Source organism: Vibrio sp. CCUG 15886, assembly GCF_028570825.1.
In the GTDB taxonomy this organism is placed as follows: Bacteria; Pseudomonadota; Gammaproteobacteria; order Enterobacterales; family Vibrionaceae; genus Vibrio; species Vibrio vulnificus_B.
The window spans coordinates 188,786-209,162 of the sequence record NZ_JAQQBT010000003.1; the positions used below are offsets into that span (position 1 = coordinate 188,786).

Annotated in this window: 16 protein-coding genes; 13 read left to right on the top strand and 3 right to left on the bottom strand. The window is 46.2% G+C overall.

Annotated elements, in window-relative coordinates:
- Nucleotides 1-61 precede the first annotated feature (61 nt).
- The 10 genes from PQQ36_RS09400 to PQQ36_RS09445 all read left to right on the top strand — a co-directional run bounded on the left by PQQ36_RS09400 (nucleotide 62) and on the right by PQQ36_RS09445 (nucleotide 9,619).
- Nucleotides 62-247 carry a hypothetical protein gene (locus PQQ36_RS09400; protein WP_011080137.1) on the top strand — a complete coding sequence of 62 codons (186 nt, stop codon included), beginning with the start codon at nucleotides 62-64 and terminating at the stop codon, nucleotides 245-247.
- A 227-nt stretch (nucleotides 248-474) separates the two neighbouring features.
- Nucleotides 475-1,851: a YcjX family protein gene (locus PQQ36_RS09405; RefSeq protein ID WP_013571488.1), complete on the top strand. Its 1,377-nt coding sequence runs from the start codon at nucleotides 475-477 to the stop codon at nucleotides 1,849-1,851.
- Nucleotides 1,848-2,873 carry a YcjF family protein gene (locus PQQ36_RS09410; protein ID WP_273660993.1) on the top strand — a complete coding sequence of 342 codons (1,026 nt, stop codon included), beginning with the start codon at nucleotides 1,848-1,850 and terminating at the stop codon, nucleotides 2,871-2,873. Before PQQ36_RS09405 ends, PQQ36_RS09410 begins: the two co-directional genes overlap by 4 nt.
- Nucleotides 2,874-2,959: 86 nt before the next feature.
- Entirely contained in the window at nucleotides 2,960-4,504 is a 1,545-nt protein-coding gene (gene tyrR, locus PQQ36_RS09415) for a transcriptional regulator TyrR (RefSeq protein WP_011150608.1), read from the top strand.
- 1 nt (nucleotide 4,505) lies between these two features.
- Entirely contained in the window at nucleotides 4,506-5,081 is a 576-nt protein-coding gene (gene rimJ / locus PQQ36_RS09420; RefSeq protein ID WP_011080141.1) for a ribosomal protein S5-alanine N-acetyltransferase, read from the top strand.
- Nucleotides 5,081-5,668: an HD domain-containing protein gene (locus tag PQQ36_RS09425; RefSeq protein ID WP_080609012.1), complete on the top strand. Its 588-nt coding sequence runs from the start codon at nucleotides 5,081-5,083 to the stop codon at nucleotides 5,666-5,668. Before rimJ ends, PQQ36_RS09425 begins: the two co-directional genes overlap by 1 nt.
- Before the next feature lie 9 nt (nucleotides 5,669-5,677).
- A complete protein-coding gene (locus tag PQQ36_RS09430) occupies nucleotides 5,678-6,151 on the top strand; it encodes a DUF2947 domain-containing protein (protein ID WP_011150605.1) in 474 nt (157 codons plus the stop codon).
- 244 nt (nucleotides 6,152-6,395) lie between these two features.
- Complete coding sequence (locus PQQ36_RS09435; RefSeq protein ID WP_080609011.1) at nucleotides 6,396-7,814, top strand: SLC13 family permease; 1,419 nt, start codon at nucleotides 6,396-6,398, stop codon at nucleotides 7,812-7,814.
- A 4-nt stretch (nucleotides 7,815-7,818) separates the two neighbouring features.
- Nucleotides 7,819-9,174, top strand: coding sequence for an ATP-binding protein (locus PQQ36_RS09440; RefSeq protein ID WP_130246950.1), 1,356 nt, complete (start codon nucleotides 7,819-7,821; stop codon nucleotides 9,172-9,174).
- The gene (locus PQQ36_RS09445) at nucleotides 9,143-9,619 is read left to right on the top strand and encodes a response regulator (protein ID WP_011080146.1); all 477 of its coding nucleotides are present in this window, start codon (nucleotides 9,143-9,145) and stop codon (nucleotides 9,617-9,619) included. The genes PQQ36_RS09440 and PQQ36_RS09445 overlap by 32 nt, the downstream gene beginning before the upstream one ends.
- 51 nt (nucleotides 9,620-9,670) lie before the next feature.
- Here PQQ36_RS09445 and PQQ36_RS09450 read toward each other — a convergent pair whose 3' ends face one another.
- The 3 genes from PQQ36_RS09450 to PQQ36_RS09460 all read right to left on the bottom strand — a co-directional run bounded on the left by PQQ36_RS09450 (nucleotide 9,671) and on the right by PQQ36_RS09460 (nucleotide 14,214).
- A complete protein-coding gene (locus PQQ36_RS09450; RefSeq protein ID WP_273660997.1) occupies nucleotides 9,671-10,990 on the bottom strand; it encodes a GGDEF domain-containing protein in 1,320 nt (439 codons plus the stop codon).
- A 253-nt stretch (nucleotides 10,991-11,243) separates the two neighbouring features.
- The gene (locus PQQ36_RS09455; protein ID WP_045618867.1) at nucleotides 11,244-12,959 is read right to left on the bottom strand and encodes an EAL domain-containing protein; all 1,716 of its coding nucleotides are present in this window, start codon (nucleotides 12,957-12,959) and stop codon (nucleotides 11,244-11,246) included.
- A 376-nt stretch (nucleotides 12,960-13,335) separates the two neighbouring features.
- On the bottom strand, nucleotides 13,336-14,214 hold the full coding sequence (locus tag PQQ36_RS09460) for an AEC family transporter (RefSeq protein ID WP_263179388.1): 879 nt from the start codon (nucleotides 14,212-14,214) through the stop codon (nucleotides 13,336-13,338).
- 309 nt (nucleotides 14,215-14,523) lie between these two features.
- On the opposite strand from PQQ36_RS09460, the gene PQQ36_RS09465 reads away from it, so the two are divergent.
- The 3 genes from PQQ36_RS09465 to PQQ36_RS09475 all read left to right on the top strand — a co-directional run bounded on the left by PQQ36_RS09465 (nucleotide 14,524) and on the right by PQQ36_RS09475 (nucleotide 20,373).
- Complete coding sequence (locus PQQ36_RS09465) at nucleotides 14,524-15,735, top strand: HD-GYP domain-containing protein (protein ID WP_039548569.1); 1,212 nt, start codon at nucleotides 14,524-14,526, stop codon at nucleotides 15,733-15,735.
- Nucleotides 15,736-15,919: 184 nt separating this feature from the next.
- Complete coding sequence (locus tag PQQ36_RS09470; RefSeq protein ID WP_273660999.1) at nucleotides 15,920-18,655, top strand: bifunctional diguanylate cyclase/phosphodiesterase; 2,736 nt, start codon at nucleotides 15,920-15,922, stop codon at nucleotides 18,653-18,655.
- 158 nt (nucleotides 18,656-18,813) lie between these two features.
- A complete protein-coding gene (locus PQQ36_RS09475) occupies nucleotides 18,814-20,373 on the top strand; it encodes a YjjI family glycine radical enzyme (protein WP_273661000.1) in 1,560 nt (519 codons plus the stop codon).
- The last annotated feature ends 4 nt before the right edge of the window (nucleotides 20,374-20,377 follow it).

Sequence of the window (20,377 nt, forward strand, 5' to 3'; positions counted from 1 at the left end):
AGTTCCATATCATCTGGTCGTTTGCTCAACACTCACTACTCAAAGCAAAAAGGAGTGCTCAATGCCTCGCTTTATTCAAATATTACAAATTATTCTCGCTGTGGTTGTCGGTAGTTTTGTCGGTTATGACTTGATCCTGCACGGCATTAGCATTTTTGATGAGAAATACGTCACCATCACTTGCGTATTGTGGCTCATTCTGGAAATCGCTCTGTTTGTTATCTACAAACTGATTGAGGACGATTAATCTCGGCATCCCTCGCGTTCTTATACTAAGCCTCTGATTTATATCAGGGGCTTTTTGTTCATCTGCGATTTATATCAGGGGCTTTTTGTTCATCTGCGATTAATATTAGTAGGGTTATGGTTCGCCCCACGCTAAAGAAGAAAATGAGATGCGCCGAGAAATCCCTTTGATTGTTGGTGCACTTTGGCGCACAGTGAATGGTGTTGTTTGACAGTAAGAGAAGGGCTATGAAGAAGATTACCCGAGAAGTGAATGATTTTATCCACCGCAGTATGGATTCCCACGTTCGTGTGGCGGTAACGGGGCTCTCCCGAGCCGGGAAGACTGCGTTCATCACTTCACTTGTGAATCAACTTCTCCATACCTCAACGCACGACAATATGCCCCTACTGAGCAGTGCGCGAGATAAACGTCTCGTTGGAGCGAAGCGAGAGCCGCAAAGTAACATGATGGTGCCAAGATTCGCTTACGATGAAGCGATGGAGCAGCTTTGCAGTGTACCGCCAATGTGGCCTGAACCGACGCGAGATGTCAGTGAAATCCGCCTTGCCATTAAGTATCGACCGAAGAAAAGAACCAAGAAATTACTGGGTCAAACCGCGATCTTGCATCTGGATATCATCGATTATCCGGGGGAGTGGCTGTTGGACTTACCATTGTTGGAGCTCGATTTTGCCACTTGGAGTCAGACGCAGTTTGATGCACTAAAAGGCGAACGTTTGAATTTGGCAAGTGAATGGCTTAGTCAACTCGACAGTTTAGATCTCAATGCGGAACTAAATGAAAAACAGCTGCAAAGCATCTCTCAGGCGTATACTGACTATTTGCACCGCTGTAAAGAAAAGGGGTTGCATTGGGTGCAGCCGGGGCGGTTTGTTCTACCGGGTGAGCTTGCTGGTGCGCCAGTGCTGCAATTTTTCCCTTGCCGCTTTGATGACGCGGACAAAACCGGCAAACACAGCAATTTGGCGATGTTGAAAAAGCGCTATCAGGAATATCAACAAAAAGTGGTGAAAGCATTTTATAAGCATCACTTTTCAACCTTCGATCGCCAAATAGTGTTGGTCGACTGTTTGCAGCCGCTCAATGCTGGCCGTGAGTCGTTCTATGATATGCGTGATGCCTTAGAGCAAATCATGCACAGCTTTCGTTATGGCCGCTCAGGACTGCTTAAGCGTCTGTTTGCACCCAAAATAGACAAAGTACTGTTTGCCGCTACCAAAGCGGATCATGTGACGCCTGAGCAGCATCCTAATTTGGTTGCCTTGCTGCAACAGATGATCCACCCCGCATGGCAAACCGCAGCATACGAAAATATCGAAATGGGTTGTTTGTCGATGGCGTCGGTACAAGCGACTCAGGCCGGTTTTATTGCCAATGGTGATAAGAGCACACCGGCCATTCAGGGGATGACGTTAGAAGGGCAAGCGTTAACCCTCTTTCCTGGCGAAGTGCCTCGCAAAGTGCCTGATGAGCACTATTGGCAAGAGCGAGGGTTTGAATTTACCTCTTTTAGGCCAATGCAAGGCAAGCGTGAAGAGCCTTTACCGCATATTCGAGTTGATAAAGCCCTAGAGTTTTTATTGGGAGATAAGTTGCTATGAGCGATCTAAAACCAAAACAAGTGTTTGAAGAGACGATTTTCTCTCAGCAAGACAAACCAGAGCTCACTGCGCAGCAGCAATTTGATCAGCAGCAGACGTTCATTCCAACCACGATTGAAGAGAGTGAACCTGAACTTGAAGACGCTTTGGAGCAGGTGATACGTCCATCAGGTCGTCGCAAGTGGTTAGCGGGAGGGCTGTTTGCTGCCTTCGCAGGATTGGTGGGTTGGCAAGCCGTTGATAGCGTACTCAGTGCGATGCAAAATGGCGATTGGCTTACGCTCGGCTGGTCTGGGTTTATTTCCGTGCTTGCCGGCTTGGGGCTTGGGGCCATGGGCAAAGAACTGTGGAAACTGCGCCAATTGAGACACCTATTTTCCGTGCAGGAGCAAGGGAAAAAATTGTTGCAAAGTGACAGTGTTGGGCAAGGTAAAGCGTTTTGCCAGCAAGTGGCGAAACAAAGTGGCGTTGCAGAAGAGAATCCTGCTTATGACCGCTGGAAAAACAGCGTCAATACCGCACACAGTGATGCAGAAATCTTGCAGATGTACGATGCGATGGTCGTGACTCAACAAGACAAACAAGCAACCAAAGTGATCTCACGCTTTGCGACAGAGTCTGCGGCTTTGGTCGCCATTAGCCCACTCGCCATCGCAGACATGCTGCTGGTGGCTTGGCGTAACTTCAAGATGATTGACTCGCTCTCAACGAACTATGGCATCGAGCTTGGCTACGCCTCTCGCATTCGTTTGCTGCGTCTGGTGTTGGCAAACATGGCGGTGGCGGGCGCCAGCGAGCTGGTGATTGATGCGGGTATGGATTTGATGTCGATGGATCTCGCTGGCAAGCTTTCTGCCAGAGCAGGGCAAGGGGTTGGTGTGGGGATTTTGACTGCGAGACTGGGTTTGAAAGCGATGGCATTGCTAAGGCCGATTCCTTGGCAAACCGAAACACAGGTTAAGTTATCAGCAATTCGCAAAGAAATTGTGTCGAAAGTCGCTTCTATCACGCTAAAACCATAGAGTTTCAGCGGGCGTATCTTGACGCTAACGCGGGCATAGTAGAAACTACTGTCAACTTTTCGTGACAGTGTGAATTAGGATTTTCCGTGCGCCTAGAAGTCTTTTGCGAAGACAGACTCGGCTTAACCCGAGAGCTGCTCGATATATTAGCCTCCAAAAATATCGATTTACGAGGTATCGAAATTGATATCAGTGGCATCATTTATCTCAATTGCCCTGATATAGACTTTGATACCTTCAGTCTACTGATGGCAGAAATTCGTCGAATCTCTGGCGTGAAAGACGTGCGTAAAATCCAATTTATGCCGATGGAACGCCATAACACCGAGTTGATTTCACTCGTCAACAACTTGCCCGATCCCGTCTTAGCAATAGACCTAAAGGGCGCGGTGGACATGGCGAACCGAGCAGCGTTGGCGCTGATTGGTAAAACTGAAAAAGAGGTGATTGGCGCGCCGATAGCCGCGCTCCTACCCAGTTTGAAGTTTAGCCGTTGGTCAGAAGGCGAACAGCACCGCCAGCGAGAAAGCATGGTGATCGATGGCCTCGATTATCTGCTTGAGTTCATGCCCGTCTATATCCAAGATGAATCCAAACAATCCACCTTTGCAAGTACGGTTGTGATGGTGCGCGGTGCCAAAGCGAATTCGGTGGATAGTCATCAACTCTCCCCGCACAGTGAGCTGGGTTTTGAGCATTTTGTTGGCGTTTCCAATCGTCATAAAGCCCTCATTGGTCAAGCTAAAAAACTGGCTTTACTCGATCAGCCTTTGCTTATTGAAGGGGAAACAGGAACGGGTAAGGAGATGCTGGCGAAAGCGTGTCACAACCGTTCTCATCGTGCGGGTAAGCCGTTTTTGGTGTTGAGTTGTGCATCCATGCCCGATGATGTGGCAGAAACCGAGTTGTTTGGTCATGCTCCGGGTTCTTTCAATCATCAGCAAGGCCACAAAGGCATTTTCGAGCAGGCTAATGGTGGCACTGTTTTCCTCGATGAGATCGGTGAAATGAGTCCCCATTTGCAGATTAAGCTGCTGCGTTTCTTGCAGGATGGCAATTTCCGCCGCGTTGGCGCAGAAGAAGAGATGCACGTCGATGTGAGAATCATCGCATCCACCAAACACAATCTGGCTGCGTTGGCAGAAGCGGGATCGTTTCGAGAAGATCTTTTCTACCGACTCAATGTGTTGACCTTGTCGATCCCATCTTTGCGTTCTCGCTCCAGTGATATTGGCCCTTTGCTCGATCTTTTTGTTGCCAAGCATTGCCAAAAATTGGCAATTAGAAAGCCAGAATACGAAGCGAAACTGATGGACGAGCTCACTGCCTATCAATGGCCGGGTAACATGCGCCAACTGGACAACATGGTGTTGCGTGCGCTTACCGAGATGGATGACGATGTATTGAAAGCAGAGCATTTCCATTTGCCACAACCGGCTGCGGTAGCCGCATCTAATGCCCAAGTGAAGCTGGACGGTTCACTCGATGAGATCATGCGAGATTACGAATCGCAAGTATTGGAACGTTTGTATCAATCTTTCCCATCCAGCCGTAAGTTAGCGAAGCGCTTGAATGTCTCACACACCTCGATAGCCAATAAGCTAAGAGACTACGGAATTAAGAAACACTGATATGGGTGCTGATCAACATTTCATTTATCAAGTTGACGAAGGATTGGTACTAAGAACCGTTAATGTGAGCGATGCCGCGATGGTTTCTCAGTACTTTCAACGCAATCAAACCTTTTTGAAACCGTGGGAGCCGACACGTGAAGCGTCGTTTTTCACCGAAGCGGGGTGGGCGCAAAAGCTGATCAAACTCCATGAGCTACATCGAATGAAATTGGGCTTTTACTGCGTTTTGATTGAAGAGCAAACGAATGAGATGGTTGGGACCATCTCATTTAGCAATTTGTCGAAGTTTCCTTTTTACGCCTGCAATGTGGGGTATTCGTTAGCTGAAGAGGCTCAAGGAAAAGGGTACATGCGCCGCGGATTAAAAATGGCGTGTGACTATATGTTTGAGCAGCTAAACTTGCACCGTATTCAAGCCGCGTATATGCCGCATAATCACCGCAGTGCTGGTGTGCTAGAGCATCTCGGTTTTTGCAAAGAGGGCTTTGCGCATTCCTATCTTTTGATTGATGGGCAGTGGCAAGACCACGTCTTGACCTCCTTAATCAACCCTAACTGGCGAGTTGAAAAGTAATGGAACGATTGAACAAGCAACTGGCATTGCTGATGGAGCTGGACAAGCTGAAATCGGTACTGCGTCGCACGCGAGTGAAAAGCGCAGATAAACGTTTGGAAAACAGTGCAGAGCACAGTTGGCATGTCGCTTTGATGGCGTTATTGATGGAAGAGCATGCCAATGAGCCTGTCGACATCGGCCGTGTAGTGAAAATGTTGCTGCTGCATGACGTAGTAGAAATTGATGCTGGCGATACCTTTGTGTACGATGCGGTCGCGTCAGAACAGCAAGCGGAAAAAGAGCTAGCAGCCGCTCGCCGTTTATTTGGCATGTTGCCGGCTGACCAAGGAGAAGAATTACTTCAACTTTGGTTAGAGTTTGAAGCCGCGCAAACGGCAGATGCCAAGTTTGGCAAGGCGTTAGATCGAATCATTCCTATGCTGCTTAACTACCACAACCAAGGACAAAGTTGGCAAGAGCATGGCGTGACTCGCCAGCAAGCGTTGACGGTGAATCAGAAAATCGACCTTGGTTCCCATGTGTTATGGGATAAGGCGCAAGAAATTATTGAACAGGCAACCCAAAATGGGTGGCTGAAAGCTTAAGGAACCTGAATGTCTTATTTAACTTTGGACCAATACCAAAGAAAATGGATTTTTACGCATCCGTCGATGCCAGTGCCACAAGAAGATCTCGCGCACATTCGCCCGATGGATCAGGCACGCTCTGCGCAGTTTTGGAAAGAGAACATCAGCGCTCATAGCCCAGATGCAGAACGTCTTGGTAGCGATGATTGGCCAACGAAACAGAGTAATTGGTTAGCTGAAATTGACTGGATGGCGTCTTGGGAAGCCGATGAACCAGACATGCCAGAGGAAATTCTTCAGCATATTGATTGGCAAGATGATGTGACGGTCTATTTTTGTTACGAAAAATACAACGTGATTGAAACCAAGTGGGTCATTTTTCGCAAACATTGGAAAAACTTCTTGTTCTACGATGATGGCCCGATTTTGCTGGGTAGACGTCGCCAGCAGGCTCTGTGGTTTGCTACCGATGGAACAGTGAAACTGGGGCAAAGAAGCTGATCAACCCAAAGTCGGTCAATAATTAGCTTAATCATTAGCTTAGTCACTAGAAGCAGCGTGTTTACGCTGCTTTTTTTTATGAGCGTTTAGTGAGGTAAGGCACAGTTCAGTAAGTTTTTTCGTGTGACTTCAGTTTCATTGATCTAACGCCAAATTTTGTTTTGAAACACGCGCGCATAATTTCTTGTCTATCCCCGTAGAGCCAAAGCTCTAAGGTGTCCATCTCAGGAAGAGAAGTTGTATTATGCGCCCGTATCTGAAGTTTATTATCCCTATTATCATTCCGTTGATTGTGCTGTTGTTGCCATTGTCAGTCTTTCCGTTTGAAGCCATGACCATCGTGCAGCAGCGTGTGATTGCCATTTTCTTATTGGCGGCGTTGTGTTGGGTATTTGAGCCGATTCCCATCTATGCCACGTCCGTCGTCATTATTGTTTTAGAGCTTTTATTGGTTTCCGACAAAGGGCTGTACCTCTTCCGGCTAAACGAAGGCAGTGAAACCTTTGGGCAATTGCTGTCTTACAGTGAAATCATGGCAACCTTTGCCAGCCCAATCATCATGCTTTTCTTAGGTGGATTCTTTCTAGCGATGGCGGCCACCAAATACCGCCTAGATGTGAACTTGGCACGCGTGCTGCTCAAGCCATTTGGCCAAGACCCTAAATTCGTTATGTTGGGGCTGATGCTGATCACCGCGATTTTCTCGATGTTTATGTCCAATACCGCGACGACGGCCATGATGCTTTCCATCTTAACGCCAGTGATTGCGGTGTTTGGCCCCAAAGACCCAGGACGAATTGCTTTTGCACTTTGTATTCCAGTCGCGGCTAACATTGGTGGTATTGGCACCCCGATCGGCACGCCTCCCAACGCCATCGCTCTAAAATATCTGGTGGGTGACAACCTGATTACATTCGGCGAATGGATGATGTTCGGCGTGCCTTTTGTTGTGGTGATGATGGCGTTAGCTTGGTTTTTGATCACGGCGATGTACCGAGCGGAAATTCCCAAAATTGAGCTTTCCATCAAAGGCAAGTTTCTCAAAACGCCGAAAGCAATCGTGGTTTACATCACCTTTGGTTTAACCATTCTTCTATGGTTGATGGGCTCAGCGCACGGCATGAACTCGTACACCGTCGCCCTGATTCCTGTCGCGGTCTTTTCCATCACTGGCATCATTAACAAAGAAGATCTAAAGAAAATCTCCTGGGATGTGCTTTGGCTGGTTTCGGGCGGTATCGCTCTTGGTTTGGCTCTGGATAAAACAGGCCTTGCCAAGTTGGTGGTGCACAGTATCCCATTTGATGAGTTCTCGCCTTATATCGTCTTGTTTGGCGCGGCATTCCTCTGCTTAGTGATGGCGAACTTTATGTCGCATACCGCCACGGCTAACTTGCTGATGCCAATCATGGCCGCATTGGGGATTTCTATGACTTCATTAACGCCATTGGGCGGAGAAGTGACACTGATTTTAGTGGTGACGATGGCCGCTTCCTTAGGCATGTCGCTGCCTATCAGTACGCCTCCTAATGCATTGGCACATGCCACTGGGCATGTCCAAAGTAATCAAATGGCGCGTGTGGGCGTGATTTTGGGCGTTGTTGGCGTATTGCTCAGCTTTGTTATGGTCTGGATCCTTCATATGGTTGGACACATCGGGTAGCCCCATGTATTTGAGCAAATTAGAAGCACTGATTGAGCGTTACTTCTGTAATCCAGAGCGTCAAATTACGTTGGAAGCGGGATCGGTCGTCATTGTGCAGCAAGGCTACAACGACCGTCTGTTTTTCGTTCTTCAAGGTGAGCTGGAAGGTTACTTTTCTGAACATGAGGAGAAACAAGTACGCGTTTTTTCTGCCTCGCAAGGGGCATTTATTGGCGTGCACAGTTTCTTTTCTGGTACTTGGACAGCATCGTCGACGGTGATGGCCAAGAGCGAAGTAACACTGGCTTGGATTGATCGCAGCACGCCTGCCGTTGAAGTCGAAGAGTTCGGCCCGCTTACCACACAATTTATGCCGGTGATAGTGAATGAGCTTTCGCGTCGTCAAAGGCGAGCAACGCAAGAGGCGGTGGCCAAAGAGAAGGTGTTACAGAGGTTACATAACGCCGAGCAAATGACCACATTAGGCCAACTTGCGGCGGGGTTGGCGCACGAGCTTAATAACGCCATTGGGGTGGTCAGTAGCAAAGCCGAAAGACTCGAAACCATTATTCTGGAACTGCTTGAAGAACTGCACCCAGAAGCGAACCAATTCTTCGATATTGGCCTGCTTGCGGGACAAAATGTGCCAACAAGCACGGCAAGACAAAATGCCAAGTTGTTGGAGCAGAAATATGGCTTGGAGAAAAAACAGGCCAAAGCGTTAGCGAAAGCGATACCTGATGGTTTGGTTAACCCACACTGGTTGAACAACCCAGATCAAGCCATTCGTTATTGGGGAATGGGGTGTGATTTACACGATCTGCGTTTGGCGGCCAAACACACGGTTGGTATTGTGAAATCGGTCAAACAGCTCGGTAGGGCGGATTCGGATCGCATTAGCAAAGTTAATATTGGCGACACCATTAATCAAGCCATCGCGCTTTTGCAAAGTGAGCTGCGCCGTGTCGAAGTGCGTCTTCGTCCATCTCCTGTCGAGTCGATTTGGGCTTCGGAGACCGAATTGGTGCAAGTTTGGGTCAATATCATCAAGAACGCCTGTGACGCGATGCAAAACACGCTATCGCCGCAGTTGGAGATACGTGTTCATCAAGAAGGCAAGCGCATTTTGGTCACGATCGCCAACAATGGCCCTGCCTTAGATGAGGCAACAAGACGCAAAATTTTTCAGCCTAACTTCACCACCAAAAAAGGCGGGCTGTCATTTGGACTGGGTTTAGGGTTATCGATTGTGAAGCGAATCGTCACCGGGCTAGGAGGCTCGATTGTGGTGAAAAGCGATGACCAAGCCACTATTTTTAGAATCAAATTGCCAACAGAGGGAAATCATGGAGAAACTGAACCTAATATGCGTGGATGATCAGCGCGAAGTGCTTAATGCGGTGGTGCAGGATCTAGACGGTTTAGCTGACTGGCTAAATATTGAAGAGTGTGAATCTGGCCATGAAGCGTTGGAGCTGATCGATGAGCTTGATGCGGATGGCGAGTTTATCGCTGTGGTGATTTCAGACCACGTGATGCCGGGAATGACTGGTGTCGAGCTTTTGCGAACGCTGCACACGGATGCTCGATTCTTCAAAACACGCAAGGTATTGCTCACAGGGCAAGCCACGCATAGCGATACCATCGAAGCGATCAATTCCGCTGGTATTGTGCGCTATTTCGAAAAACCTTGGAAAAAACAAGAACTCGTACAGTGCATTCGCGAATTGGTGACCGATTTTATTTTCGATCAGGGACTGGATTACCAGATTTGGCATGATGAACTGGATCAAGCGGGCGTGCTGAAACATCTGCATCCTTGAGTCAAAGATGGCGGTGTGGAAGGCATGAGTGACTGAGAGTTGAGCTGGGCGCTAAGCGTTAGGGCAAACACGATTTCGCCCGTTGCGCTTAGCGTCATACAGATGTGAATCGGCGATGCGAATGGTCTCGTCGAGCTGTGTCTGTAAAGCAGTAAAGCCAATGGATACCGTGACGTGCGGCGCTTGAGTCATGTTCTCAACATCTTGGCGAATGCGTTCACAAACCTGCCGTGCTTCATTGGACGAAGGGGTTTTGACCAGCAACAGAAATTCTTCACCACCAATACGAAAGGCGTAATCACTGACGCGGATACGACTTTTCACCACCTTTGCCACACGGCGAATGACCTGATCGCCGATGTCATGCCCATATCGGTCGTTGACACTCTTAAAGTGGTCAATATCAAGCATAACGGCATAATAATGTTCAAGCGGAAGCTGTTGTTTTTCGACTTCAGCAAGAAAGTGTCGATTGTTTAACCCGGACAGTGGGTCTAAATAGCTGATTTCTTTTAGCTTCTTTTGTGCCTTATTCAGCTTGTACAGGTAATAACAAGCGCCTACCGTGATGGCAAGCAGCAGTGGAATTAAGTAGAAATATTTAGGGATGAGTTCTTCGTTGGCAATGACTTTGACCAAATAACTCGTTTTGCCATTGAGTTGCCCTACGTTTTGATAAACGAAGGTTTTTCCTTGAAAGTCCAATACGCCGGATGTTTTGTGAGTACGATTCAGCTCTTGAAGTAAGGTTTGCTCGCGATGTTTGAGGTAAGTAAAGGCGGTGATATCAGCATACGAACTGGAATAGACAAAACCATCAAGATCAACATGGAGCATGTTGTCGCGAAACAAAGGGGTAAAGTGAATCAGGTCGACTTCAACAGTCAAATAGCCCATTAAACGGTTATGTTGATAAATGGGTGAGAACTCGACAAATAGAGCATTTTCGATATCCAAAATAGTCTGTCTCTGGCGGCGGTTTAAGTCATTTTGGTAAAAGCGATTGAAACTGATAATACGCTTAGAATAGGTCTCTTGCTCAGTTGGGTTTTTATCGATAATCCGAATTCGGCGAATGATTTTTTGATGCTGAATTAAGTTTTGGACCAGATCAATAAAGTCGGCGGAGTCAGAAAAATAACGCTGTGCAATTTGACTGTCTGCTAAAGATAGATAGCTTTGTATTAACTCCTTTCGTGTATTTAAAGATTCTAATGATGCACTCAGTTGTAATCGTACGGTCTCTATTTTTTCTCTTTTAATCAGGTTTTGTGGCGTATTAAAAACAAAAATAACCACAATCATAATCAGTAAGCTGCGTAATTCTATGGTTGCTGTTGATGGCGACAATTTTGATTGATAGAGGACCATGCTGACTATTTCTCAAACACCGACAAACCCATCCTCGGTTGTGCAAATTGATTCCAGATATATTTATCAGTTACTTTCTGTCTACCTGTTGCACTCGCTAGTTTGAGTATCGCGCTGGCGTGGGGCCAAACTTGATGAATCACCAATATGCCGCACAACCCGTGCTATTAGGTGAAGAAAAGGTGAAGCTTTTATGACAAAGAAGTAGGTTGCGATCTAGACAGGCATTTTTCTCAATGCTCTGTGGTGCGAGTTATGATTTATCAATGGTTGATAAGGTAAAGCGACTCGCGGAGGCGAGACTCAATGGCTTGGAAAACCAGTAGCCTTGAAGGTAACTCACGCCCATATTCCTGAACGTTTGATACATTTCGGCATCTTCGATCCCTTCGATGACAACATCGATCCGATTGTTGCGGCAAAGTTGGATCAGAAAAGAGAGATAGGCAGTCAAATCAGGGTTTTTTAGGCTGCGCCAAGCCATCGATTTATCGATTTTGATCTGCTTCATGGGCAAATCAAAGAAGGAGTTGAGTGAGCTATAACCCGCACCAAAATCGTCCAATGAAAGATGAAAACCCAATTTAGACAGCTGATTCAATTGTTCAATCGCCGCGGCGTTATTGTCTAATATAATGGTTTCCGTAAGCTCCAAAACGATAGAGTTGGGGGAGATGCCATATTCACTGGCCATTTCATGAATACGTTGAGGAAAATTGCTATTGAGCAATTGTAATACCGAGACATTTACATTGACTCGAATATTTTTATTATTGGTCTGGTTGTATTTTTGAATAAATTCGCATGCCTTACGGAAAACAAAATAGCCAAGATCAATAATAAGCCCCTTATTTTCTGCGACAGTAATAAATTCATCGGGATAGATTTCACCAAACTCTTTGCTGCGCCAACGTACTAGTGTTTCAAAGCTTTTTACTTCTAGGTGTTTGGCACAAACAATCGGTTGGAACTTAACATTCAGCGATTGGGATTCAATTGCACTTTGTAATCCTTGCTCAATAAAGAAATAACGGTCTACGATTTGCTGCGTGCGAGCACTGTAGAGCGCAATTTTGTTTGCTTTTTTCTTGCTGGCATATTGCCCAGTACGAGCTGCTTTTCTTAGTAGCTCTTCGCCTTCGTGGGTATTTTCGATGCGAGGAATCAGACCCATGCTGATCCCCGTGCCCAGCAATTGCCCTTGCTCCACAACCGTATCGTGATAGCGTTGTTTGATGGTCGAACAGATGTTCAGCAGCTGTTGTTCAGTGAAGTTACCTTCTAACAACACGGCGAAATCATCATCTCGGACTCGATAAAGTCTTGCAACTTGGCCAGGCAGATGGCTGACGGCAGTAAGCATGCTTTGCACGACATGGTTGAGGATTTCGCTGCCGTAATGGCTCAAATACGATTTGATGTCTTCAATCTGTATGTAAATCAAGGCATAGGGCAGGGAAGAGGCTTGAAAAGATTCCTCTATGTCGAGCAAAAGGCGACTGCGATTGGCCATACCAGATGCATTGTCATGGAAAGCCACTTGATGGATGTAACTCTCCATCAGCTTACGCTCAGAAATATCTTTGTGGCTGCCGATCAAATAAATACCGGAGTCAGTCTTACGTGTGACCGCCGTTCCTTCAATCCAGACGTAGTGACCATTAGGTTTACGTACGCGGTACTCGCTAGTAACACGTAAATCTTCACACATTAAATGGTCATCAACTCGGGCAGAGAGTTTGGAGCGATCTAGCGGGTGCACCAATTCGAACCAAGTATCTAACGCGATGATGCCGCTCTCAATGCCAAACTGCTGGTAAAACTGTTTGTTATAGAACGACATCACGCCTTGTTCATCCATATGAAATAGCCCCTCGCTGAACACATCAAATATGTGCATAAAGCGACTTTCCATAAGGTGCTCAAAGTCTGGCAGGATTGATTCTGCAATAGATACGTCGTCTGTCATCTGAATGGTGGTTACTTCTTTTTACTTGATCGCTGTACGATGTCGGTTAAATGTTTCAGAATGTTTCAAATCTTTATATCACCAAAGTCGCCAATAGTACTAGGGGGATATTTATAAAATGAGTGAATAAATGTTATTTTTATCACAATTACTATGGATAATTATAGTTAGAGTATTTGCTCTAATCAATCAATAACAGATAAATATGCGATAAATAAGCGATTCCTAGATTTTATTTTGTGCAATATAACGTTTTCTTATTTCAATCTTCATTTTTTGTGATGATGAATCCGCTTTCTATCATATTAATAAATATATCCATAGAATATTTAAGGAATATTTCAAATCTAAAACGAATGATGAAATAAATTCATCATCACGTTAAAGAGAGGGTAAATCCAAGCAATACAGGTAGGGTTAAGATGCTGAAAAAATTGCCGAATAATACAATTGAGGCCACTTTCTCGGGTTCGATATGAAAACGTTCGGCAAAAAGATAATTCATCACCGCCGCTGGCAACATGGTGAACAGGACCATCATTTTCATTTGCAGCGGGGGAAGGGGGATAAAGAAGTAAATCACCGCAAATGCTATCGCTCCTGTTGCGATAGATTGGAGCGTTGAGTAGAGCCCAACGCTGAGGCCGGACCATTTCAAATGGGTCATTTGTGCCCCAAGAGAAAGGAGCATGACTGGCACTGCGGCTTGACCTAGCAAGGAGGTTGCTTCAATCAGCGGTGACCAAACGGCAACATGGTTGAGATTAAAAAACACAGCCACAGACGCGGCAATAAACACAGGCATTTTGACCATTTGTAAGAGTGATCCGCCTCGGCTCAACAACGCAATGCCTAAGCTAATGTGAATGCAAGATGACATAACGAAAAGCAGTACAGCGCTTGACTGTGCCGCGTCGCCAAATGCGTAGGCAAAGAGAGGAATGGCAAGATTGCCACTGTTGCGAAACATATGCGGCGGTGCCCAGGTCTTAAAAGAGAGCCCAGCCAGTTTGCAAATGGGTATCATCAGTAGCCCCGGCAGCAATACCGCCACAAGCGATGCCCATATCAAAGGGAGCTGCTGGGTGTCTAGCGGCATGGTGGTGAGAGATGAAAACACCAAAGCAGGTAGGAAAACGTCAATATTGATGCGGTTAATCGGCTTAAAGTCAGGTTTCAAATAATGCCCAACCAAAAAGCCGACGCCAGCTAAGGCAAAAACGGGGAATAAAATGTTAATAACTTTGATGAGCATGTTGACGTTCCTGAAGAGGATTTGTTTTTACGCTATCAGGTGATGTGTTTTTCGTCACCTAAACTGGTTGAAAAACATGAGCTCACCACCGAGCTATGAGCGTTATTGCCTAGTCAATCCATTGATTATCGCCGCTTCAAGATGTTGTAAATTAGAGTTTGCAAATATATTTTAAATTTGTATTCTCTGGGCAAATGGAACGCTTGTAAAAAAATGTGAATTATTCGATGTCCTCGGCAGGTCGTATTAGCGAGATTGCCATATACTTGAGGTAGTCGAGAAAAGTTTGTGTTGGAAATTGTCTTGAATATGCAGTATGACCCTGAAAAATCAATAAAAGTAGATATTTCAAACTTAACGATTGGCATGTTTGTCACCGCGATTGAAAATAGTGAGCGGGTTAATTTGGCGAATGCAGGGCGTGTTCAGTCAGAAAAAGCGATTACCCGCTTATTTGAAAGTGGGGTGAAGTTTGTGTGGGTAGACGCAGGCTTATCGGCTAAAAATTGTGTGATTAAACCAGCGCCAAAGGTTGATAACACTGAATCGCAAGTCGTGACAGAATCCCATTCACCAACGCCACGTAAGCAGCCAAAGAGTCGCGCCTCAAATCAAAAGAAAGCCAAAAAGCTGATTGCAGAAGCCAAAGGCCTCGCTCAAAAGCTTCTTAACCAAACCTTTGAAGGCAAAGTGATTCTGGTTGATGAGATTGAGGACTGGGCTGAGGATATGATTGAAGCCGCATTGGTGGATTCAGACGCCTTGCAGTGTGTTTCTGCCTTGCGCCAAAAGGACACCTATTTGCTGGAACACTCGGTGAATGTCGCCTGTTTGTTAGTGACCTTTGGCAAACATTTGGGCTTGGAGCGTGAAACGCTCAAGCAGATGGCGATAGGTGGGATCATTCACGATATCGGCAAAATCAAAGTAAATGATGAAGTGTTGCATAAACCCGCGCGATTAACGCCTGAAGAGTTTGAACACATGAAGCTCCATCAGGTGTTTGCCGAAGAGATCATTGTGCATGTTGAAGGGCTAAGCGATGTGAGCCGTGATGTCTGTTTAATGCACCATGAAAAGCTTGATGGAAACGGTTACCCCAAAGGGTTAAAAGGAGAGGAAATACCACTTCATGGCCGCATGAGTTGTATCGTTGATATCTATGATGCGCTCACGGCAGACCGATGCTACAAGCAAGGCATGAGCTCTGCCGAAGCGTTTAAAATCATACTCGGCTTAACCCCATTTCACTTAGATCCTGATCTGGTTTACAAATTCATCAACTGCATTGGCGTCTATCCAGTGGGCTCTATTGTCGAATTGAACGATGGTCGAGTCGGAATCGTCTGGACCTCTAACCCGACTCAGCCTTTGAAGCCGGAAGTAAAGTGTTTCTACTCACGTAAATACAAACGTTTTGTCGATGTGGCGATGGTAGATTTAAAACACAGTTCGCTAAAAATTGAAAAAGCGGTGGCGCCCTCAAGCTTGGAAGTGGACGCCAAACCTTTCTACGATTAAACAACGCAAAGAGATTTCGAGTCAAAGCGCATCACAGGTGGATGCGCTTTTAAATTTGTGAGCCATAATGCGAAGTAATCTGTATGTTTGAAACAGTTACGCAACAGAATTGAATCTATCTCAAACCATTCACCGCTATTTTGCCTTACACTCTAAGTCATTAATCTAATAATCATTAAAATCAATGTCTCGATTTCGTCTGTTGCACTTAACATTACGCAGCCGCACTGCGCTCTATTTTGGCTTAGGATTGACTGGCGTCATCTTGAGCACGCTTTTTATTACCCGAACGTTTTTCCTTTACAGTCTCGATGAGCTGGAAAATCTTGAAGTCAGCCGCGCCAATAAACAAGCTCAGGCCGTCATCGAAATGATGATCAGCCTGCAAGAAGATCGCTCCTACGATTGGGCGTATTGGGATGAAACGTATCAACTGTTCACGGAAGGGGATATTGCTGGTTACCGTGATCGCAACTTATATCAAGAAAGTTTAGACACGCTTAGCCTCGATATGATGGCGTTTGTTTCCTTAAAAGGTGAGGTGGTTGAATCGCTCGTGCGCGCCCAAGGTGACAGTGCTTATAACCCGCTGGTGAGCCAAATAGTGGCGAATGACAGCGTTAAGTCACACTTTACGAAAATGAACAGCATGCTTGATCTTTATCGTGAAAGTGAAGCGGGTTTGCTGTTGATTGATGAGCAATTGTGGGTGATTAGTTTAACGCCAGTACGCGACAGTGAAGGAGTGTCTGCCTCCAGTGGGTGGTTGATTTGGGGGCAAAATCTGAGCGAACGTTTTCCTGGTAACTTCGATGCAATCCTAACTGCAGACAACAAATTGTTGGGCTTGAGTCAGTTACAACTGCCGAGCGAGAGCGTGCAGCTGTCTGAAAATACATGGGTCCATCGTGATAAAGAGACGGTGGTTGAGTGGTCTTTGGTCTATGGCATGTCAGGTGAACAGGTGGCTTATTTGCAAACCACGGAGCTGCGTGTTCACTATTTGAAAGGGCATCGGCTCTTTTTGTACCTTATTGGCATTGTGGTGTTGGTGGCAGGCTTGATCGCCTTAGCGACATTCATGCTGTTTAAAAAACGCGTCTCCACTCGATTTGCCGATTTTGAACAAAGTGTCATGCAGTTGTTCTCGAAATATCAGTTGGATGATCTCTCTAATCGACGCACGGATGAACTTGAACGCATTACTCAATTAGTCGAAGTGCTGGCCGAGAATACCTCTTTAACGCAAGATAAGTTGCAGGACACACTGCAAAAATTTGACGCACTCTATCAACATCGCTCAATGGGCATGTTGTTAGTGGTGGACAAAGAAATCATCGACATCAATCAGGCGGCCTTAGAATTACTCGGTTATCAGAAAGGTGATTTGGTACACCAAGAGCTCAACGTGCTGTGTAAAGTGGATGAGAGTCAACCTGAGTGCAAAGTCGATCAAATGTACCAAGCGTTGGCAAATGGGGTCACACAGTTTGAAGCCACGATGCTCACTCGAGAAGGGCAAGAAATTGAATGTTTGATTGATGTGAATCTCATTCATCATGAAAACCAACAAGCACTCATGCTTTCTGTTAGTGACATGAGTGAACAGAAGAAACAAGCGCGAATGATTAAAGATTTGGTTGGTCGAGACCCAGTGTCAGGTTTGTATAATCGCCCGGCTATCCTTGCGCGTTTAGATGACCTTATCCAACATCAGCCTAACCAATTCTCCTTCCTTTATATTTCCATCGACAGATTGAAACAGGTGTCAGAAGTGTATGGTCATCTCATTTTTGATGACACGATTAACTATATTGCTGCGGTGTTTGGGGCGGAGTTAAGGCCGTTTGAAGTGGGCCGGATTAGTGAATTTGAATTTATTGCCATAATTGAAGACGTTGAACAGTGTGATGATGCGATCCAGTGTGCAACGCATTTTATGGATGTACTTTCGCGTAAAACACACACCTTAGGTATCGAGTTGGACTTGAGCTGTCAGATTGCCATCGCCGATCCTGAAATCACCCACCATTCGCTCGGCTATTTGTTGCAATCGGGCTCTTTTGCGGTGCAGAGATTCCAGCACAAAGCGGTGACAGAGGTGATACAAATTGGTGCGGATGTAGCGAAGCGGGCGCAAAGTGCTCTGGTGATCAGCCGAGATATTTCTCAGGCAATTCGAGACAAAGCGATCATTGCTCATTATCAACCGATAGTGGATACAGAAAGTGGCAAGGTCAATGGCTTTGAAGCCTTGGCACGCTGGATTCACCCTGAGTTGGGGTTTGTTCCGCCAGATGTGTTTATTGATCTCGCAGAGCAGCACCAATTGATCGTAGAGCTTGGCGAGTCCATTCTTCGTCAGGCGTGCCAATTTATATCCACGCTTAATCGCACTCGAGCGGACAACGGACTGAACCCTTTAACGGTGCATGTCAATTTGAGTGCGATGCACTTTTACCACGCGCGCTTGCCAGACGCACTACGTCATGTCATGGACGAGTTTGACATTGCTCCGGGTCAGTTGGTGATTGAGATTACAGAAAGCACGTTACTTGGCATTGAGTCAGAGACGTTGGAGCGAACCAAAGAGATCAAGTCACTTGGAATTCAACTGGCATTGGATGATTTCGGCACGGGCTATTCCTCATTTAGTACGCTTTGTTCCTTCCCGCTCGACATCGTGAAACTGGATAAATCGTACATCGATCAGTTGGAGAACAACGATAGAGCGAGAACACTCATTCGCAGTATCGCGTCCATGGCAAAAGAGCTCGGTTTAACCACCGTAGCCGAAGGCGTGGAAACCGCCAGCCAATTACGTAAACTCAAAATTTGGCACGTAGACGAAATCCAAGGCTACTATTTTTATAGGCCCATGCCGGAATCGGAGGCGCTGAAGGCGTTTGATCGACAGTAAGCGTTCTGCTTTGGGGTTTATGCAATGGGTGTCTATGCAATGAGCATCTAACTGAGGCAGAGGGTTTCCAAAACGGAAAAGACTCTTTCTTGGTTTTTCAATAGTGGAAATTATCAATTAGGGCTAGACTGCTGAAAACTCTTCAGGATTTCTCTTTTATGAGCAACAGTTTAGCCCTCAATACCGACCGTTTTCGCCAAATTATCAATGATCCGAAACTGACGGTTAAGCAGAAAAACCAATTTCTCGCATTAGAAGCGGAAGCTTTACTTGATTACATGCCTGTTTCCGATGGCGTGCAGTCTGCGATGAAGCAGGGAGTTATCTGCGACATGTTTGAGGGCAACGCGCCATTTAAACCGCGCTACGTGTTGCCAGACTACGCTCGTTACCTCTCTCAAGGCAGTGCTTTTCTCGAATTAGACGCCGCGAACGATTTTGATGACGCCCTCAATATGTTGACAGTGCTTTACCATCACGTTCCTTCCGTCACCAATATTCCGGTGTATCTTGGTCAACTCGATGAGTTGCTCATGCCTTATGTTGGTCAACTGAGCGATGCGCAGATTTATCAGAAGCTCAGACGCTTTTGGATCATGTTGGATCGCACGCTGCCTGATGCATTTATGCACGCCAATATTGGACCGAGTGATAACCTCATCTGCCGCACAATTTTGCGTATTGATGCTGAACTCAAGCAAATTGCACCGAATTTAACCTTTATGTACGACCCTAAGGTCACGCCGAATGATCTGCTCAGAGTGGCCTGTGCCAACATTTGTGAGTGCAGTAAACCGCATATCGCCAATTACCCTATGCATGCGCAAACTTACGGCGATAAGCAGTTTGGTATCGTCAGTTGTTACAACTCGTTGCCATTGGCCGGTGGTGCGAACACCTTAGTGCGTTTAAACCTTAAAGAAGTGGCCCAGCGCGCTGAGTCGGTAAGCGATTTTATGCTGGCCGTGTTGCCACGTTATGTGGATCTCGCCATTGAACTTATTGACGCGCGAACTACATATTTGCATGAACAGTCAGGATTTTTTACCAGCTTCTTGGTTGAAGAAAAACTGATTGATGAACAGCGTTTTGCGCCTATGTTTGGCATCTATGGTATGGCGGAAGCGGTTGACACGTTACAAACGAAATCGTCGTTATCAGGTCAATATGGGCTCGATTCACAAGCCAATCAGCTGGGTGTACAGATTTCACAGAGACTGGCTCAATTGCTCGAAGAGCGGCCAGTCAAATATGGTTGGCAACAACGCGCACTGCTGCATGCTCAGGGAGGCATTAGCTTAGATATTGATGTGACGCCGGGAGTGAGAATCGCCTATGGGCATGAGCCCGATCCAGTGAGCTATGTGTTGGCAAACGCGCCGCATCATGCCTTCTATCCATCGGGTATCAGCGATATTTTGACCATCGATGAAACGGTCAAAGATAACCCGGAGGCGATGTATAACCTTTGTAAAGGCGCCTTAGCCGCCGGTTACCGAGAGTTTACCGCCAATGTTGCAAGCAACGATTTGGTGCGAGTAACGGGTTACATGGTCAAGCTGTCAGACATTGAGAAGTTTGCTCAATTGGGCTCGCGCAGCAACACCACCTTCTTAGGTGCTGAAGCAGCAAAAAAAACCGCAATACTCGCGCGACGTCCGCGTATCGTGAGTATGGAAACAACGCCTGTGTATCAAGAGCAGGCAGAATGTAACTGAACAT

Excerpts from the sequence above, each read along its gene's own strand:
- PQQ36_RS09450 (WP_273660997.1), bottom strand. The coding sequence starts at position 10,990 with ATGGTCCTCTATCAATCAAAATTGTCGCCATCAACAGCAACCATAGAA.
- PQQ36_RS09465 (WP_039548569.1), top strand. The coding sequence starts at position 14,524 with ATGCAGTATGACCCTGAAAAATCAATAAAAGTAGATATTTCAAACTTA.
- PQQ36_RS09455 (WP_045618867.1), bottom strand. The coding sequence starts at position 12,959 with ATGACAGACGACGTATCTATTGCAGAATCAATCCTGCCAGACTTTGAG.
- rimJ (WP_011080141.1), top strand. The coding sequence starts at position 4,506 with ATGGGTGCTGATCAACATTTCATTTATCAAGTTGACGAAGGATTGGTA.
- PQQ36_RS09445 (WP_011080146.1), top strand. The coding sequence starts at position 9,143 with ATGGAGAAACTGAACCTAATATGCGTGGATGATCAGCGCGAAGTGCTT.
- PQQ36_RS09470 (WP_273660999.1), top strand. The coding sequence starts at position 15,920 with ATGTCTCGATTTCGTCTGTTGCACTTAACATTACGCAGCCGCACTGCG.
- PQQ36_RS09410 (WP_273660993.1), top strand. The coding sequence starts at position 1,848 with ATGAGCGATCTAAAACCAAAACAAGTGTTTGAAGAGACGATTTTCTCT.
- PQQ36_RS09460 (WP_263179388.1), bottom strand. The coding sequence starts at position 14,214 with ATGCTCATCAAAGTTATTAACATTTTATTCCCCGTTTTTGCCTTAGCT.
- PQQ36_RS09440 (WP_130246950.1), top strand. The coding sequence starts at position 7,819 with ATGTATTTGAGCAAATTAGAAGCACTGATTGAGCGTTACTTCTGTAAT.
- PQQ36_RS09430 (WP_011150605.1), top strand. The coding sequence starts at position 5,678 with ATGTCTTATTTAACTTTGGACCAATACCAAAGAAAATGGATTTTTACG.
- PQQ36_RS09435 (WP_080609011.1), top strand. The coding sequence starts at position 6,396 with ATGCGCCCGTATCTGAAGTTTATTATCCCTATTATCATTCCGTTGATT.
- PQQ36_RS09425 (WP_080609012.1), top strand. The coding sequence starts at position 5,081 with ATGGAACGATTGAACAAGCAACTGGCATTGCTGATGGAGCTGGACAAG.
- PQQ36_RS09475 (WP_273661000.1), top strand. The coding sequence starts at position 18,814 with ATGAGCAACAGTTTAGCCCTCAATACCGACCGTTTTCGCCAAATTATC.
- PQQ36_RS09400 (WP_011080137.1), top strand. The coding sequence starts at position 62 with ATGCCTCGCTTTATTCAAATATTACAAATTATTCTCGCTGTGGTTGTC.
- PQQ36_RS09405 (WP_013571488.1), top strand. The coding sequence starts at position 475 with ATGAAGAAGATTACCCGAGAAGTGAATGATTTTATCCACCGCAGTATG.